The following is a 16,237-nucleotide window of genomic DNA, read 5'->3' on the forward strand; positions in this document are numbered from 1 at the left end:
TTGAACCGGGGAAACCGACCCGCCGGCCCTTCCGCTTCCCTTACCGGGAGTCGGTGAAGTTCTTCAACCCCCGGGCAAGCTGATCCAGGCCAGCGCGGAACGCCTCCTTCGAGCACCGCGCCCACCACGGGGCCAGCTTGTGTTTCGCAGCGTTCCAGGCCAGCCGCAACGCGGGCAGCGTCCACGACACCGGGGTGAGCAGATCACCGGTCAGCCCGTAGGACTGTTCGGCCTCGCGCTGCGCGAACGCGGCTTTCACCCGGACCAGACCCCAGTTGTAGGCGAACCGCCCTGCCCCGGCATGCCGGCGCAGAGCGGCAAGCCGGACGGTGTTTGGATCGAGAGCGAACCGGTACGCCTGGAAAGTCTTCATCCGTCCGTCTCCATGGCGGCGGCGACCGCGCGGGCGGCCCGGCTGGCTGCGGCGCGACGACCATACAGTCGGGCGCACAGCGACGTCAGGATCTCGGTGACGTCCCGGACAAGGTCGTCGTCCACCTCCGCGGAGTCGACAACGAGCAGGCGTCGGCCCTGCGCGGACAGTGCCGCCTCGACATACTCGGCGCCGACCCGGGCAAACCGGTCCCGGTGCTCCACGACGATCGTCGACACGTCCGGGTCCCGCAGCAGGCCGAGGAACTTCCGCCGGTGACCGTTGAGTACGGAACCGACCTCGGTAACGACCCGACCGACCGTGACACCGTTTTCGCCACACCACATCGCGACGCGGGCAACCTACCGGACAGGTCGAAGCGCTGGTCCGCTGACGACACCCGCGCGTACACCACCGCGGCAACCTGCCGGACAGGGGCGGCAGGCTCGTCGACGATCACCAGCCCGCCGACCTTACGGGCAGGGACCGGGAGGAAGCCGTCGCGGTACCAGCGGCGTGCCGTGGTGTACCCGACGCCGTTCGCAGCGGCCCACTCCTTAAGGTTCACACGGCCACTATACGGCGCCATCAGGCGCCATCAGACGCCATCAGACGCCGATTCGACAACAGCTAACAACCCCAAGGGGATACGGACGACGACGCCTGCCCGACCGGTCCCGGANCCCGNGGCNCCCCCGCCGGATCGTCCGGTCCNCCCAGGCGGCACCCGCCGACCCTCGACCCGTGTCGAGCCGACCGCCGGAGGGTGTCCCTGCCCGGGAAGGCCGCAGTTCGGTGACGAACCCCAGTCCCGGACCGTCACCGATCTCCAGCAGCGCGGCTCGACCACCGCCACGGGACATGAGGTCACGCCACCGCGGCCAGGCCGGTGGGGGCGCTGTGCCTCGTGATGCCGGGCCGGGTCAGTTCTCCTCGGGCCCGAAGGGATCATCGAGAAAATCGAGGAACGAGCTGTCCAGGCGACCGGGACCAAGATCGTCTTTATCGGCAACGTCCCGGTGATCCGGACTTTCCCGCAGCGACCGGGCGGTATCGTCCCGCAGTCCAATCATGAAGTCCTCGGCGAGACGCACCTGTTCCTGCAGGGATGCGAGCTTCTCCTCGGCCAGGGTAACCCAGGTTCTCAACCGTTCCCGCAGTTCCCTGCGATGATCCGGGGCAAGATCGGGCTGGCTGATCCGCTCACGCAATGTGATGAGAGAGCGCATCTCCTCGAGCGTGAACCCCAGCGGTTTCATCTTCTTGATGAGGAAAAACCGGTCGAGTGCGTCGTCGTCGTACAGCGGGAAACCACCCGAGGTGTGGCCTACCGGCGCGAGCAGGCCGGCATCCTCGTAGAAGCGGGCGGTACGCAGGGACAAGGTCACCAGGGTGGCAACGTCACCGATCCGGTAGCGGCCGTCACGGGCATCGGCGGAAGACCCGGCGCTGCTGGTTATGGACAATTCAACCCTTATCACGTGAGCATGGCGACTGGTATTCGAGTGTCAAGCGTCTCTAGTATCGGCCACTCGCAGCTACACAGGACCGGTAAAGATCTAGTAATCCACGGCCGACGCCGACCGTGACGTCGGTCACCAACGGACTCCGGTTGCTCCACAGGAGCCCGAGCGCCGGCCGCCACCCCGGATCGGTGACCATGGATTCACGAGTCCGTCATACCGTCCGATCCGCATCACCGTGCAGGCCGATGACGAAGTCCTCCGCGACTCCCGCCTGCTGCCGCAGGGTGGCCAGCTTCTCCTCAGCCAGCACGACCCAGGTATGCAGCCGCTCGCGCAGTTCGGTCCGCCGACTCTCGGAGATCGTCGAATCCGACAGCTCGTCGCGCACCGACAACAGCGACCGCATCTCCTCCAACGTGAACCCCAGCGACTTCATCTTCTTGATGACCAGCAGCCGATCGACGGCCTCGTCGTCGTACAGACGGAAGCCACCCGGCGTACGTCCGGCGGGAGTAAGCAGTCCGGCTTCCTCGTAGTACCGGACCGCGCGCAGCGAAAGCCCGACCCGCTCGGCAACCTCACCTATCTGACGGGTGTTTCCGCGGGCCGCGCGGAACGCGGAACGATCGCGACGCGTCGTGGACACCGTAACCCTTACGTTCGTGCCTCGAAGACTCGGGCTAAAATGGTTGACACTCGACTCTACGGCCTGTCCTGCGGAGACTCNAACAGAGNCCGCAACTAGNCCCCNANCCCCACACCGCCACACCGTGAGCACACTGGAAGAACAACGCCCACCCATGGCAACATCCACAACCACGCCGGCGGCGTGGACCCCTGGCGAGGCAGCGGGCAGGGTGGGGCCCAGCCCGGGTCGCCCACGTCACCCCACGTCCGCGGACTCCACTCACGTCACGGGGGCCGATCGGTCGACGCCGGGATCGTGAACCGGCAGGCTCAGTGCGGACCCCATCGCTTCGCGCCAGGGGCGGTGGGACATCGGCGGACAGGCCCCGATCGCGGGCCGGCAGAACGAGGAGACGGCTGTGCTGACCAGGATCGACCACGTCGGGATCGCGGTGGCTTCCCTCACCGAGGCCATCCCCCGCTATGAGGAGGCATTCGGTCTGGAGGTCGTGCACCAGGAGGAGAACGAGCGCCAAGGGGTGCGCGAAGCGATGCTGCTGGTCCACAGCGGCAAGACCGGGAACTCCTACGTCCAGCTGCTGGAACCGCTGCGCGAGGACAGCCCGATCGGGAAGTTCCTGGCCAAGCGGGGGCCGGGCATCCACCACATCGCCTACGGCGTCGCCGACATCGACAGCGCCCTGGCGACCCTGACCATGACCGGATTCGATCTGGTCAACAAGACTCCGGTGCACGGCACCGCCGGCAGCCGGATCGCGTTCATCCATCCCAAGGGCCTCGGAGGCGTGCTCACCGAACTCGTCGAGGCCGCCGAGGGGCACTGAGCCGGGCCGGACGACCCCGCGTCGCAGCCATCCCCTGACCGGCCCCTGTCCGGGCGGGGCAGCGAAGGCGCGGGGCGATGAATCCCCGGCGGCGCGCCCGGCGGCACCCGGCGACGGCCCCGGCCCATGGCGGATCATGGACCGGGGATCACCGGTCGCGGATCACCGGCGGCTTCTCGCGGCGGACACGTTCGCGGTCGGGACCGGATCGAGCGGGACCACCGATGAACCGTTCCACTGGTAACGCACGGTCGCACCACCCGCTGTCGGGCAGCACATCGGGTCGCTTGGCCGGTAGAGATCGTACTGGAGGGCGACGACCCGGTCGGTGGACCAGATCCAGCGGATCGTGGCGCTCGGCTGCGGCGAGTCGTAGCCGATGAACCGGCCACGATGGAAGAAGAACGCCCGCTGCGGATGCCCGTCCCCGGATGTCGACAGCAGTCCGACGATCACGCTGAGATCGTTGCTCCGGTCATAACCGCCGAGGACGATCGGCGTGTACCCCGCCGATCGGACCACCGCCGCGGCGTTGGCGATGCCCAGCGCCGGCGCGCCGGAGGTGGACGAGGCAGCGGAGGCTGTTCCGGCGATCCCGCCCATCAGGGTGAACGTACCGATCATCACTGAAACGGCAAGTCCGCGACGTAGCGCCATGAGACCTCCCAGGTTCCGTGCTGACCCGACTTCCGTGCCGACCCGGCCCAACCTAGATGCCCTCTTCGGTGGGCGCCGACCAGCTAGGGGGTATGGCCGGTATGTCGCCCGATTCGAACCGGTCAGTCCCCCGGCCGGCGGATCTGGCGGGCTCCACACCGGAACGGGCGGGAAGCCGTGCTGTCGGGGGCACTGTCGGGGGCACTAGTGTCGGTGGGTGGCGTACCCGCCGGAACCCTGGGAGCTGCGCGGTAGGATGGTCGTCTCCGTCTGGTTCGTGCCCCGCGCGGCGCTGGCCGGCGCCTTCCCCCGGGCGGTGACCGTTCTCGGCCGGGTCCCGGTGGCCNCCGTCTGGGTTCGCTACGATCCGCGTGGCGTCCTCGCCTACCGTGAGGTCATGGCCGCCTTGCTGGTATGGCACAGGCGGCACCTGCGCGTGACGGTCCCGCATATCTGGGTGGACAGCCCGGCATCCCAGGTCGGCGGTCGCGCCCTGTGGGGGATTCCCAAGGAACTGGCCGTCTTCACCGAACGACCGGGCACGTCCACACGACCGGAAACGGCCGGGGACGCCGACGGCACCCACCTGCACGCCCGGGACGCCACCGGGACGATCGTCGCCGCGGCGGTAAGCCGGGGACGGCGGCTGCCGGGCAGGTGGCCGGTCCGCTTCCGCGTGGTGCAGGATCTCGACGGTCAGCCCCGGGTGAGCCCGGTGCGGCTGGCCGGGCGGCTCGCCCTGCACCGGTCACGATGGGACCCGGCGGCGGAGGGTCCGCTGGGTTTCCTCACCGGGCACCGGCCTCGGCTCACCGTCCGTCTGGACGACTTCCGGATGATTTTCGGAGCCGGAGCCGGCCGGGACGGAATCCCTCGTCCGACCCGACGTGCCCGCCGAGGGGCCTGTCGAGAGGCCCGGCCGCCCCGCCGACCGGCCTGACCCGCCCGGCCACCCGGCTGGCCCAGCCGGCCCAGCCGCCGCCGTGCCGGAGCCGCGCCGTCACCGCGGTGACGGCGAGCGCACCCGGCGTCCGGCGGAAGGTGGTCAGGGTCGCTCCCGGCACGTGCATCCGCAGGGTGGCGACCGAGCGGGGGCGGACGAACTCGCGCAGCCCCTCCGCGCCGTGCACCCGGCCGAACCCGCTTTCGCCGCTGCCCCCGAAGGGCAGGGCGGGCATCCCGGCAAACGCCAGCACCGCGTTGACGGACACCATCCCAGCGTCGAGCCGGCTGGCGATCTCGTCTCCCCGGGACCGGGAGAAAACCGTCGCACCGAGCGCGTACGGGGTGCCGTTGGCCAGCGTGACGGCCTCGTCAACGTCGGCGACGGTCCGGACGGTGGCGACCGGCCCGAACGTCTCCTCCTGCACGGCGGGGCTGCCCTCCGGCACGTCGACCAGCACGACCGGTTCGATGAAGGTGTCCCCCACCGACTCCGTCCCGCCGATCAGGGCGGTCGCGCCGCGGGCCAGCGCGTCAGCCACGTGGCGGCGCACGATCGCCGCCTGGCCGGGCATCGTCATCGGACCGTAGGATGCGTCCCGGTCGGCACCGGGACGAACCCCGTCGAGCTCGCGGCGCAGTGCGGCGAGGAAGGGCGCGGCGACCGCCTCGGTCACGTAGATCCGCTCAACCCCGGCACAGGTCTGGCCGCCATTGGACATCGCTCCCCAGGCCGCTGCCCGCGCGGCGGCGGCCACGTCAGCGTCGTCGGCGACGATCAGCGGGTCCTTGCCGCCGCATTCGATCACCACCGGGACGAGGGACGACGCGCAGGCCGCCATGACCAGGCGGCCGGTCGCGGGCGAACCGGTAAAGGCAATCTTGTCGACCCCGGCTGTACACAGGGCGGCACCGGTCGGACCGAAGCCGGTGACCATGGTCAGGACCCCGGCCGGCGCGTCCGGATTCGCCGCGGCGAACGCCGCGACCAGGTACGCGCCCACCGCCGGGGTGTACTCGCTGGGCTTGAAGACCACCGTGTTACCGGCTGCCAGGGCATNCGCGATCGAACCGCTCGGGGTGAACAGCGGATAGTTCCACGGCCCGATCACCCCGACGACCCCGAACGGGCGGTACTCGATCCGTCCGGTGTGGTTCGCCAGGAACGGGCCGGGCGACACCCGGCGGGTCCGCAGCACGCGGGCGGCGTTGCGGGCCGCCCAGCGGATGTGTTCCAACGTCAGCAGCAGCTCGATGCGGGCATCGGCGGCGGTCTTGCCGTTCTCGGCGTGCAGGAGGTCGATCAGCTCGGTCTCGTGACGGACGAGGTGCGCCGCCCAGCGCAGCAGATGGTCGCGCCGCCGTGCCGCCGCGAGCCCCGCCCACCAGCCCGCCGCCGACCGGGCGGACGCCACGGCCGCCCGCACCTGGGTCGGCTCCATCACCGGGAAGCTCGCGACCACCGCGCCGGTGGCCGGATCCGTCGACAGGAGCGTCCCGATGCCGGCCGCCGGGTAGACCGCCGGACCGACCCCCTCAGTCACCCCGGTCTCCCGGTTCGCTACGGTCTGCGGGTTCTGCGGGTTCTGCGGGTTCTGCGGGTTCTGCGGGTTCTGCGGGGTCGGCCGCATGGGGAGCTCCTCGCCGCGGGTGGCGGAACGTCCTTCCCTTACCCGGCGAGGATATGACCGCCACCCACAGAGAAACGAGTCCCGTCATCCTCAGATCATCCTCAGAGGAACGAGTCGCGGTACGCGGCGAACCACTCCCGTTGCCGGCGCTGATCGGCCGTCTCCTCCGCGGCGACATGGTCGAGCATCGAGGAGGGGTCCGGCGGGTCGAGGGCGAGGGTGTCCCGACGCAGATCGGCCGCGGCGACGTCGGCCCGCCGGCGGACCTCGTCGAACCAGCCGGCCTCGACCTCGGCGGCGAGCAGCCGACGGAGGCGCTCGATGGGATCCCGGGCCTGCCAGGCGGTGATCTCGTCCGGCGGCTGGTACCGAGTCGCGTCGTCGGAGGTGGTGTGCGGGGCCATCCGGTAGGTGTTGGCCTCGATGAGCACCGGGCCGCGACCGCTGCGCGCACGGTCGAGCGCCCAAGTGGTCACCGCGTGCACCGCGAGCACGTCGTTACCATCGACGCGCAGGCCGGGGAAGCCGAACCCGTCGGCCCGGCGGGCCAACCGCACCGGGGACTGCCGTCGGCTCGGCGTGGAAATCGCCCACTGATTATTCTGGCAGAAGAAGACGATGGGCGCACCGAAACTCGCCGCCCACACGAATGCCTCGTTGGCATCACCCTGACTCATCGCACCGTCACCGAGATACACCATCACCGCCATGTCGGTATCGGTATCGGTGCCGCCGGTGCCGGTGCCGCCGGTACCGCCGGTGCCGGTGCCGGTGCCGGTGCCGGCTGCGCCGTCAAGGAGCACCCCCATCCCGAAACCGACGGCGTGCAGCGTCTGGGCCGCCAGAACAATCGTGTAATTAGCCATATTGTGACGGTGCGTGTCCCAGCCATCGTGACTCACTCCCCGCAGCAGCCGAATCACCTCGACCGCCGGGACACCGCGGTGCCAGGCGACCGCGTGTTCCCGGTAACTGGGGAACAGGTAATCCCGGGGACGCGCGGCCGCGGCGGATCCGACCTGCGCAGCCTCCTGCCCCCGCAGCGGGATCCACAGGACCAGCTCACCCTGACGTTGCAGGGCCGTGGCCTCCTCGTCCAGCCGGCGGGCCAGGACCATGGAGGTGTAGAATTCCATGCGCAGCTCGTGGTCGGCGAGCACCGAGAACCGAGAATCGGCGACCAGCGAACCATCGGGGGCGAGCAGTCGGATGCCGCCGTCGTTGAGTTCACCCGCCGCGGGTGAGGTGTTCTCCCCGAACGCGCCAGGAAAACGATGCGGAGCGAGACCGNCCACCGAATCCGGTTCGAGCCGCCGCATCGGCCCGCCGGTAATCAGTTCCGGATCCCGTACGACATTCATACCGAGCACCCCTCCCCACCCGAAGATCGCAGGACGTCCTACCATCGGAAACCATCGAAAAAGAGCGGTGTACCCATGCGACACTACGCGGTGCGGACGGGGTGAAAACACGGACGCGGTAACGACGAGATTCCGGCCACAGGATTCCGAGGCCGCAGAGCGATGCCGGAAGGATGACGATGCCGGGAGGATACTGACTATCGTGACGCACGTGGGCGTCGTCCGGTCCCTGCTGCTGTTCGTGGTGGCCGCGGTCACGGAGATCGGTGGTGCCTGGCTCGTGTGGCAGGGCGTGCGCGAGCACCGCGGGCCGGTCTGGGTGGGGCTCGGGATCGGGTTCCTGGCCGCCTACGGCTTCGTCGCGACCCTCCAACCGGACGCGCACTTCGGCCGGATCCTCGCCGCCTACGGCGGGGTCTTCGTCGCCGGTTCCCTGCTCTGGGGCGTGGCCGTCGACGGCTTCCGACCCGACCGCTACGACCTCGCCGGAGCCGCGATCTGCCTGCTCGGCGTCGCCGTCATCATGTACGCCCGGCGCGTGTGACGGCTGACGGCTGACGGCTGACGGCTGACGGCTGACGGCTGACGGCTGACGGCTGACGGCTGACGGCTGACGGCTGACGGCTGACGGCTGACGGCTGACGGCTGACGGCTGACGGCTGACGGCGCACAATATGGCTCATGGCGCGCACCGCGGAACGTGTACGGGTCGTGCTGGAGCGTTCCGGTGGGCTTCTCGGGCGCAGCGTGCGCCGCGGTCTGGACACGGTCGATCTCAGTGAGCAGGAGGCCGAGAACCTGCGCCGCCTGGCCCGCGAGGCGGTGCACCGCGGCGGNCTCGTGGCCACAACGGACGCCGCGGATGCCGGTCAGGTAGATTCCATCGAGGCTCGGGGTTCCACCGAGGCCCGGGAGCAGCGCGACGTCGGCGCGGACCGGTTCGTCTACACCCTGGAGATCGACCGGGCCGGGGAGCACGCGGTGCGGACGTTCTCCGAGCCGGTGCCCGACGAGGTCCGCCCGCTGCTGGCGCTGCTGCGCACCGCGCCGCTGCTGCCCGCGAGCCGTCCCTAGCGGTGTCGCTGACAGCGAGGTTGACCACCTCGCGCACCGCGGACCCAGTCGTCGACGACTGGCACCGCTTCGCCGGCCTGGACCGACCCGGCAACCACTGGGACCGTCCCAGCTGGACTCTCGGACGCCGCTGCTACCCCTGGATGCTGACGTTCGAGAACGCCACCGAACTGCACACCCTGGCCGCGCAATGCCAGGATCGACCACGCCTGCCCGTTCTCGACCCGGTACCGTCGGAAAGAACCGGACGTTCTCCCGCTTCGGCGTGATGGCTGGACAACTCGGGCGGCAGTAGATGCCGGTGGTGGTGACGGCGGAGAAGAACGCGCCATCGAAGCGCGCGTCCCGGCTACGCAGCGCCTCGTAGCGGCTCTGGTCCGTCATCACTCCACCCACTCTCGACGAGTCCCGCCTCGCATGCTGGCGGAAATCGGACGTCGTGCCCGCAGGCGCCTGGCAAGCGCGGCCATCCCCGGAGACCACACCTATCCGTCGTTGAGTCGTCACCTCTGGTTGCGAACGCCCTCGGATCCGACCTACGGTCACATGGGTAATCGGACCACTACCCGGAGATGATCTGGCTCGACCGTACCCGCGCCCAGGCCAGGTCTCCGCCGCACGGGCGGTGCGCTCCTCCGGNCCGGCCCTCCACATCTCCCATGCGGACGGGGACCACCGGATCGGCCCATCAGCAAGAGGTATCCATCAGCAGGAGGTAATCGTGGGATGGGCAGTCGGAAGCGATCCCGGCCCGACCGTCCCGGTCACCCGGATCACCCACCCGGGCGGCGTCGAACCCGGTCTGGATCTTCTCGGACTGGACTCCTTCTGCCTGCTCACCCGGCTGGGTCCGGACATCGTCCGCCGGTTGGTCGCCCTCGGCCTGCTCGACGTGCGCGTCGACCGGGCAGGGCAGTGGTGGCTGCCGATCCGCGCGGTCGGGCGGGCGGTGCGTATCGAACGGCTGCGCCGCGACCTCGGCATTACCTATGCGGCCACCGGCGTCGTGCTGGACCTGCGCGACCGCATCGACGAGCTCGAACAGCGCGGCCGGGGCCATCGCGACGGCCCCGGCCGCGATGGCCCCGGCCGTGACGGCCCCGGCGAGGAGTACCGATGAAGTTGACCAAGCTGACCGAGGGCGCCCAGGACGCGCTGAAGGCGGCCCAGACCAGGGCGATGCGATTCGGCCACACCGAGGTCGACGGGGAACATCTGCTCGCCGCGCTTGTCGAGCAGCCGGACGGGCTGGTCCCGCGCCTCATGGTCGCATCGGGTGGTACCCCACCCGCCCTCACCGGTGCGGTGGAGACGGAGCTGGAGCGCAGACCGCGGGTGTCCGGACCGGGGGTCCGACCGGGGGTCCGACCGGGCGAGGTGTACATGACGCAGCGGCNGTCCAGGGCCCTCGACGCCGCCGAACGGGAGACACACCGCCTCGGCGACGAGTACATCTCGGTCGAACACCTGCTGCTGGCCCTGCTCGAGGAGGGACCCACGACACCGGCCGGCCGGATCCTGCACGAGCAGGGTCTGACCCGGGAACGGCTGCTCATCGCGCTGACCCGGGTGCGCGGAGACCGGCGCATCATCTCCGCCTCGCCGACGGCCACGGACGACGCGCTGGAGAAGTACGGACGCGACCTCGTCGTCGACGCCCGCAACGGCCGCCTCGACCCCCTGATCGGGCGGGACGCCGAGATCCGCCGAGTGATCCAGATCCTGTCCCGCCGGACGAAGAACAATCCCGTGCTGCTCGGCGACCCCGGAGTCGGCAAGACCGCGATCGTCGAGGGCCTCGCCGACCGGATCTTCCGCGGGGACGTTCCGGACAGCCTGCGGAACAGGAGGGTGTTCCAGCTCGACCTGGGCGCGCTGGCGGCCGGGACGGCGCACCGCGGTGCGTTCGAGGAACGACTCAAGGCGGTCATGGCCCAGGTCACGGCATCCGAAGGGCGGATCCTGCTGTTCGTCGACGAACTGCACGCCGTCCTGGGGGCGGGTGCCGCCGAAGGGAAGACGGATGCCGGCAACGTGCTCAAGCCGCTGCTGATCCGCGGCGACCTGCACCTGATCGGGACGACGACACTCGAGGAGTACCGCCGGCAGATCGAGTCCGACCCCGCGTTCGCACGCCGGTTCCAGACCGTCATAATCAACGAGCCATCGGTGGCGGACACCATCTCCATCCTGCGCGGGCTGCGAGGACGGTTGGAGATCTTCCACGGGGTTCGGATCGCCGACGCGGCCCTGGTCTCGGCGGCGGTGCTGTCCCATCGGTACATCAGCGACCGTTTCCTGCCGGACAAGGCGATCGACCTCGTCGACGAGGCGGGCGCCATGCTGCGCACCGACATCGACTCGATGCCGACCGGCCTCGACGAGATCACCCGTAGGGTGGTCCGGCTGGAGATCGAGGAGGCCGCACTCGCGCAGGAATCCGATCCGGCGAGCATCGCCCGACTGGACCAGCTCCGTGGGGAACTCGCCGACGTGCGGGCCGCGGCGAACACGATGCGCGCGCGGTGGGAGGCCGAACGCCAGGCCATTCGGCGGGTCCGGGGGCTGCGGGAGGAGATCGAACAGGCCCGGCGGCGGGCCGAGGATGCCGAACGGGCACACGACCTGGGGACCGCGGCGGAGCTGCGCCACNCCCGCCTGCCCGAACTGGACCGGCGGCTCGCCGACGAGTCCGAACGGCTCACCCCCCAGCGGGGCGGCCACCGGTTGCTGCGCGAGATGGTGACCGCCGACGAGATCGCCGATCTGGTCTCCCGCTGGACGGGGATCCCGGTGGCCCGGCTCCTCGAGAGGGAACGGGAGAAGCTGCGACGCCTCGACCAGGTCCTGCGCGCCCGGGTCGTCGGACAGGACGAGGCGGTGCGGCTCGTCGCCGACACGGTGCTCCGGGCCCGCGCGGGCATCGGGAACCCGCGCCGCCCGATCGGGTCATTCCTCTTCCTCGGGCCGATGGGGATCGGGAAGACCGAGTTGGCCCGGGCCCTGGCGACGGCCCTGTTCGACTCCGAGGACAGTCTGATCCGCATCGACCTGGGCGAGTACCAGGAGCGGCACAGCGTCGGCCGGCTGCTGGGCGCCCCACCCGGCCAGACCGGGCTCGTCGAGGGCGGGCAGCTCACCGAGGCGGTACGACGCAAGCCCTACGCGGTGGTGCTGTTCGACGAGATCGAGAAGGCACACGCCGACGTCCTCAACATCCTGCTGCAGGTCCTGAGCGACGGTCGGCTCACCGACGCCCGGGGACGCACCGTCGACTTCCGTGGCACCGTCGTCATCCTGACCTCCGGTGTGGGGTCCGAACGGCTCACCGGCGGTCCGGACGCCGAGGGGACAGCCGGGCCCGAGGTCCGCGTTCGGATCACGGCCGACCTGCGCCGGGCGTTCCGGCCCGAGTTCCTCCACCAGCTCGACGAGGTCGTGCTGTTCTCCCCGCTGACCCTGCCCGAGATCGAGCGGATCGTCGACCTGCTGGTGGACGACCTGCGGGCCCGATTGGCGGATCGGCGCATCACCCTGGACATCACCGAGCCGGCCCGGATGTTCATCGCCCGTCAGGGCTACGACCCGGTCCATGGCGCCCGCCCGCTGCGCCGCTACCTGCAACGCGAGGTGGAGACCCGGATCGGGCGGGAAATGATCGCCGGTGAGGTCGACGACGGTTCCGCGGTGGTCGTCGACCTCGCCGGAGACACGCTGACGGTCCGGCACGGACGGTCCGGCACGCTCAGCGGTCGCTGAACCCCGGGCGGTCGCCGAACCTCTTGCGGAGGACGACGAAGTAGAGATCTGGTCGCAGCGGCCGGCCGAACCGTTCGTCGTCGTAGGGGAACGGGCTCGTTCTGGTGGTCAGGACGTATCCGCGCCGCTGATACCAGGCGATCAGCTCGGCCCGTTGGGCGATGACCAGCAGGTCCGTCCAGGCCGCGGAGCAGGCCGTCACGGCGTGCCGTTCGGCGAGCCGCAGCAGAGTGTCGCCGAGCCCGTTGCCCTGGCGGGTCGGGCTTACCGCGAACATGCCGAAGTAGGACCCGATCAACGGTGATACATCCGGGCCACACCGCTCCGCGTCAGCCTGCCCGTGGGTGGCATACCCCGACCGGGTCACCTCGGTCGCATCGGTCACCTCGGTCGCCGCGTGCTCCGACCGGGCCGGTGGCTCGACCCGTCGTTCCACGTGGCAGCAGCCGAGGAGGGCTCCGTCCGGGTCCTGCGCGAGCAGCACCACGCTGTCCAGCGCCGCCAGTGCCGCGCCGACCGCGGCGGCGTCGGTGCGCCGCCCGGCGAGCAGGTCGGCCTCGGTGGTCCACCCCGCGCGACTGGACTCCCCCCGGTACGCGGACTCGACGAGCTCAACGATCGCCGCGACGTCGGCCTCGGTCGCACGGCGGAACGTGAGGTCGCCCGGGTAGGCATGGGAAACCGATCGCATCCTCCCCATTCTCACAGCTCCCGGGGGTAGTCCCCCGGGAATGCGAGCGAGCGCATAGCGGGTAACGGGACGGGAGAACGGGCGGACGGGGGCGTCACGGCGGCGGCGAGACGGGGAAGCAGCAGGCCCAGAGGCGCGTCGACTCGGACGGCCGCGCGGCTGTCCCCCCGAGTCGGACCCTGGTTGACGATCGCGACCGGGATGTCGAGCTCCGCCGCACGGAGCACGAACCGGTAGCCGGACATCACCGTCAGCGACGACCCGAGGATCAGCAGCACCCTGGCCCCCTCGACCAGCCGGAGCGCCTCCGCGACACGCGGCCGCGGCACGGTCGCACCGAAGAACNCCACGTCCGGTTCCAGCTCGTCACCGCCACACCGGCGGCAGCCCACCATGACGAAGGCGGCGACCATGTCGTCGGGGAGCGTGACATCGCCGTCCGGGTTGGTCTGCGCGGCGCCGACATGGAATCCGGGATTGACCGCCCGCAGACGCTGGTCGAGCTCGAGGCGAGGGCTCACGTCGCCGCAGCCGCGACACAGCACGCGCGACAGCCTACCGTGCAAATCGATGACGCGCCGTGAGCCGGCGCGCTGGTGCAGGCNGTCAACGTTCTGCGTCACGACGCCGGTCACCAGGCCGTCCTGCTCCAACCGGGCCAGTGCCCGGTGGCCCGGGTTCGGCTCCGCCCGGGCCACCCGCCGCCACCCTGCATGGCTGCGGGCCCAGTAGCGGTGCCGGGCCGCGGGATCATCGGTGAACTCCTGGTACGTCATCGGGGTGTGACGGCGCAGTGCCCCGTTCGGACCCCGATAGTCCGGAATACCGGAGTCGGTGGAGATCCCCGCACCGGTCACCACCGCGACCCCGCCGGCCGCGACCAGCGAGCAGAGCCGGTCGAACGCCTCGCCCCCGCCACCCGCCGCCTGCTGTCGCGCACCGTCCCTCACACCGTCCATGCTGCCCGATCTACCCGTGCCCCGGATGCCCGTTCGGCGCCACCACTCCCTGCCCGTCCGGGGATGAAGCCTGCCCGTCCGGGGATGGAGCCGGGGGAAGACGTCCCGGCAGGTTGATGTTTCGGACACCGGCATCGATACGTCGTGTAGTCGTCGTAGCCGGGTGGTGTGATCAGGCTCTGAGTCGTACGGTTGCGGCGAAGCCAGCCTTCCCGAGGATGGTTACGACGATGGACGGCGAGAACGCACAGGTCGGCACCAGGCACGCCGAGTCGGGGGACGCCCGGCGCCACCCCTCCGGCTCAGTCGCTCACGGCAGGTCAGCCGCGTCGACCACGACCAGGACCACCGTCAAAACCGTCGGCATGGCCGCCGGCACGAGCGCGGGCCGACCGGCCGCGATGGAGGCTGAGCTGGCCTCGGTCCATCCCGGTCCGGCCGCGCCGGTATGTGAGGCGGCCGGGCGCATCGCCCGGTCGGAGGAGACCATCGAGGCGGAGGTCATCCGCCTCTTGCCCGGAGCCCTCGCCGTCGTCCGCACTCCCGCCGGAACGGAGGAGGTGGGCATCGCCCTGGTTGACGCCCATCCCGGTGATGCCGTGCTGGTTCACGCCGGGGAGGCGATCGCCGNTCTCTAGCTCATCCGTTCGTCCGTCCGGGCCAGACCCATCCAGGGCAGGGGGATGCAATGACGGTTCGTTCGCCGTTCAACCAGACCGCGGCGATCGCGGACGCCGAGATCTACCGCGAGGAGCCCATCCGTCCCGACCGCGCCATCACACGCGGCTCGGACCGGCGGATCGGGGTGCTGACCCCACCGTGCTATGCCCTCGCCCACCCGGAGGAGCGTTCGCACGCCCACGCGGAGTGTCTCCNGGAGTGCGGCCCCGCCGCCATCCCCGACGTCACGCTGCGAGTCCGGGTGCGCTACCTGCAGATGACGGTCCGTTTCGTGGATCGTGGCCCCGGGGACGGGGGCCGCTTTCCACCAGGCGGCCGGCCTGCGGGAGATGCCGAGCCCCGCGGCTGGGACGAGTTCGTCCCGCGCCAGGTCGACGATGTGGTGACGGTCACGGACCTGTTGGCGGCGCCTCNCGGCAGCGCGGTACCGACCGCCGCGGGGCCGCGGCGGAACTGGCTGCCCCGCCTGAGCGCGCCACGGCCAAATCCATGGGAGCTGGCCGGTCCGGCGAGCGGTGGCGTCTCGGCGGGACTCGGACCACCCCACACCGTCCGGTTCAGCGCCCCCTCCGGTCGGCGGGTGGAGACCGTGAGCGGCCACGGCGAGGCGGAACCGACCCGCATCACCTGGGACAGCTGGGCCGTGCAGGGAGAGCTGCGGTTGAACGCCGGACTGCAGACCTGGGCACATCAGACCGGGGAGACCGGAGCACATCGCCTGGTCCGGCTCCGGGCGGAACTGGTGAACACCTCGGGCTGGCATCTTCCGGCCGAGGAAGCGATGGATCACGTCTCCCTTGAGGCGCGCCGCCGGCGGCACCGGGAACAGGCAATGCGGCACTCCCTGATCGGCGCGCACCTGCTCCTCGCGACGACCGAGGGCCGATTCGTGTCCCTGGCCTCTCCCCCGGCCCGGGCCAGCGAATTCGCGAAGAACTGCGTCAACGACGGCCTCTGGCCCGCGCTCGTGACCACCGCGGACGGCCATGACACCGTGCTCGTCGCGCCNATCGTCCTTCCCGATCATCCACGGCCGGCTCCGGTGGACCACGACAGCGGCAGCTGACCGCCGGCCCGCCACCGGCCTCGGCCGATGAGCCGAGGCCGGTCGTCAGCAGCAACGGCAGCGAAAACAGTGAGCGGAACATACGCGTCGCGGGAGGACGTCAAC

Annotated in this window: 15 protein-coding genes and 4 pseudogenes; 9 read left to right on the plus strand and 10 right to left on the minus strand. The window is 70.5% G+C overall.

The features are described 5' to 3' along the window. Nucleotides 1-43 precede the first annotated feature (43 nt). The 4 genes and pseudogenes from CED_RS12430 to CED_RS12445 all read right to left on the minus strand — a co-directional run. Nucleotides 44-373, minus strand: a pseudogene (locus tag CED_RS12430) (helix-turn-helix domain-containing protein); the annotation flags it as partial. After that, nucleotides 370-941, minus strand: a pseudogene (locus tag CED_RS12435) (IS607 family transposase). The pseudogenes CED_RS12435 and CED_RS12430, both read right to left, overlap by 4 nt. Nucleotides 942-1,296: 355 nt before the next feature. Next, nucleotides 1,297-1,839: a MerR family transcriptional regulator gene (locus CED_RS12440; RefSeq protein ID WP_011437168.1), complete on the minus strand. Its 543-nt coding sequence runs from the start codon at nt 1,837-1,839 to the stop codon at nt 1,297-1,299. A 211-nt stretch (nt 1,840-2,050) separates the two neighbouring features. Then, nucleotides 2,051-2,485 carry a MerR family transcriptional regulator gene (locus tag CED_RS12445; protein WP_011437169.1) on the minus strand — a complete coding sequence of 145 codons (435 nt, stop codon included), beginning with the start codon at nt 2,483-2,485 and terminating at the stop codon, nt 2,051-2,053. A 400-nt stretch (nt 2,486-2,885) separates the two neighbouring features. Here CED_RS12445 and mce point away from each other — a divergent pair, with 400 nt between their 5' ends. After that, nucleotides 2,886-3,311, plus strand: coding sequence for a methylmalonyl-CoA epimerase (gene mce / locus CED_RS12450; protein ID WP_011437170.1), 426 nt, complete (start codon nt 2,886-2,888; stop codon nt 3,309-3,311). A gap of 162 nt (nt 3,312-3,473) precedes the next feature. On the opposite strand, the gene CED_RS12455 is transcribed toward mce, so the two are convergent. Continuing rightward, nucleotides 3,474-3,968, minus strand: coding sequence for an LppP/LprE family lipoprotein (locus CED_RS12455; RefSeq protein WP_023840746.1), 495 nt, complete (start codon nt 3,966-3,968; stop codon nt 3,474-3,476). A gap of 217 nt (nt 3,969-4,185) precedes the next feature. Between CED_RS12455 and CED_RS25305 the strand changes: the two are divergent. After that, nucleotides 4,186-4,662, plus strand: a pseudogene (locus CED_RS25305) (acetoacetate decarboxylase family protein); the annotation flags it as partial. 115 nt (nt 4,663-4,777) lie between these two features. Here CED_RS25305 and CED_RS12460 read toward each other — a convergent pair. Next, nucleotides 4,778-6,541, minus strand: a complete 1,764-nt coding sequence (locus CED_RS12460) for an aldehyde dehydrogenase family protein (RefSeq protein WP_035910719.1) — start codon at nt 6,539-6,541, stop codon at nt 4,778-4,780. A gap of 101 nt (nt 6,542-6,642) precedes the next feature. After that, a complete protein-coding gene (locus CED_RS12465) occupies nt 6,643-7,902 on the minus strand; it encodes a thiamine pyrophosphate-dependent enzyme (protein WP_035910722.1) in 1,260 nt (419 codons plus the stop codon). A 211-nt stretch (nt 7,903-8,113) separates the two neighbouring features. On the opposite strand from CED_RS12465, the gene CED_RS12470 reads away from it, so the two are divergent. The 3 genes from CED_RS12470 to CED_RS12480 all read left to right on the plus strand — a co-directional run bounded on the left by CED_RS12470 (nt 8,114) and on the right by CED_RS12480 (nt 9,245). Continuing rightward, complete coding sequence (locus CED_RS12470; protein WP_035910726.1) at nt 8,114-8,446, plus strand: YnfA family protein; 333 nt, start codon at nt 8,114-8,116, stop codon at nt 8,444-8,446. 137 nt (nt 8,447-8,583) lie between these two features. Beyond that, nucleotides 8,584-8,976, plus strand: coding sequence for a protealysin inhibitor emfourin (locus tag CED_RS12475; RefSeq protein WP_023840748.1), 393 nt, complete (start codon nt 8,584-8,586; stop codon nt 8,974-8,976). Nucleotides 8,977-8,996: 20 nt separating this feature from the next. Continuing rightward, nucleotides 8,997-9,245 carry a hypothetical protein gene (locus CED_RS12480; protein ID WP_232235041.1) on the plus strand — a complete coding sequence of 83 codons (249 nt, stop codon included), beginning with the start codon at nt 8,997-8,999 and terminating at the stop codon, nt 9,243-9,245. On the opposite strand, the pseudogene CED_RS22610 reads toward CED_RS12480, so the two are convergent. Next, nucleotides 9,204-9,360 (minus strand): annotated as a pseudogene (locus CED_RS22610) (Ada metal-binding domain-containing protein); the annotation flags it as partial. The gene CED_RS12480 and the pseudogene CED_RS22610 sit on opposite strands and share 42 nt — an antisense overlap. 337 nt (nt 9,361-9,697) lie before the next feature. Here CED_RS22610 and CED_RS12485 point away from each other — a divergent pair. Both CED_RS12485 and CED_RS12490 read left to right on the plus strand, forming a co-directional pair. After that, nucleotides 9,698-10,096, plus strand: a complete 399-nt coding sequence (locus tag CED_RS12485; RefSeq protein ID WP_011437176.1) for a chaperone modulator CbpM — start codon at nt 9,698-9,700, stop codon at nt 10,094-10,096. Then, the gene (locus tag CED_RS12490) at nt 10,093-12,735 is read left to right on the plus strand and encodes an AAA family ATPase (protein WP_035910729.1); all 2,643 of its coding nucleotides are present in this window, start codon (nt 10,093-10,095) and stop codon (nt 12,733-12,735) included. Before CED_RS12485 ends, CED_RS12490 begins: the two co-directional genes overlap by 4 nt. Here CED_RS12490 and CED_RS12495 read toward each other — a convergent pair. Both CED_RS12495 and CED_RS12500 read right to left on the minus strand, forming a co-directional pair. Then, nucleotides 12,722-13,435, minus strand: coding sequence for a GNAT family N-acetyltransferase (locus tag CED_RS12495; protein ID WP_011437178.1), 714 nt, complete (start codon nt 13,433-13,435; stop codon nt 12,722-12,724). The genes CED_RS12490 and CED_RS12495 overlap by 14 nt on opposite strands. 2 nt (nt 13,436-13,437) lie before the next feature. Beyond that, a complete protein-coding gene (locus CED_RS12500; protein ID WP_035910733.1) occupies nt 13,438-14,385 on the minus strand; it encodes an NAD-dependent protein deacetylase in 948 nt (315 codons plus the stop codon). Nucleotides 14,386-14,615: 230 nt separating this feature from the next. On the opposite strand from CED_RS12500, the gene CED_RS12505 reads away from it, so the two are divergent. Next, entirely contained in the window at nt 14,616-15,023 is a 408-nt protein-coding gene (locus CED_RS12505; RefSeq protein WP_035910736.1) for a hypothetical protein, read from the plus strand. Between the two features lie 50 nt (nt 15,024-15,073). Next, nucleotides 15,074-16,132: a hypothetical protein gene (locus tag CED_RS12510; RefSeq protein WP_035910739.1), complete on the plus strand. Its 1,059-nt coding sequence runs from the start codon at nt 15,074-15,076 to the stop codon at nt 16,130-16,132. The last annotated feature ends 105 nt before the right edge of the window (nt 16,133-16,237 follow it).

This window comes from Frankia sp. CeD (assembly GCF_000732115.1).
Classification (GTDB): Bacteria; Actinomycetota; Actinomycetes; order Frankiales; family Frankiaceae; genus Frankia; species Frankia casuarinae.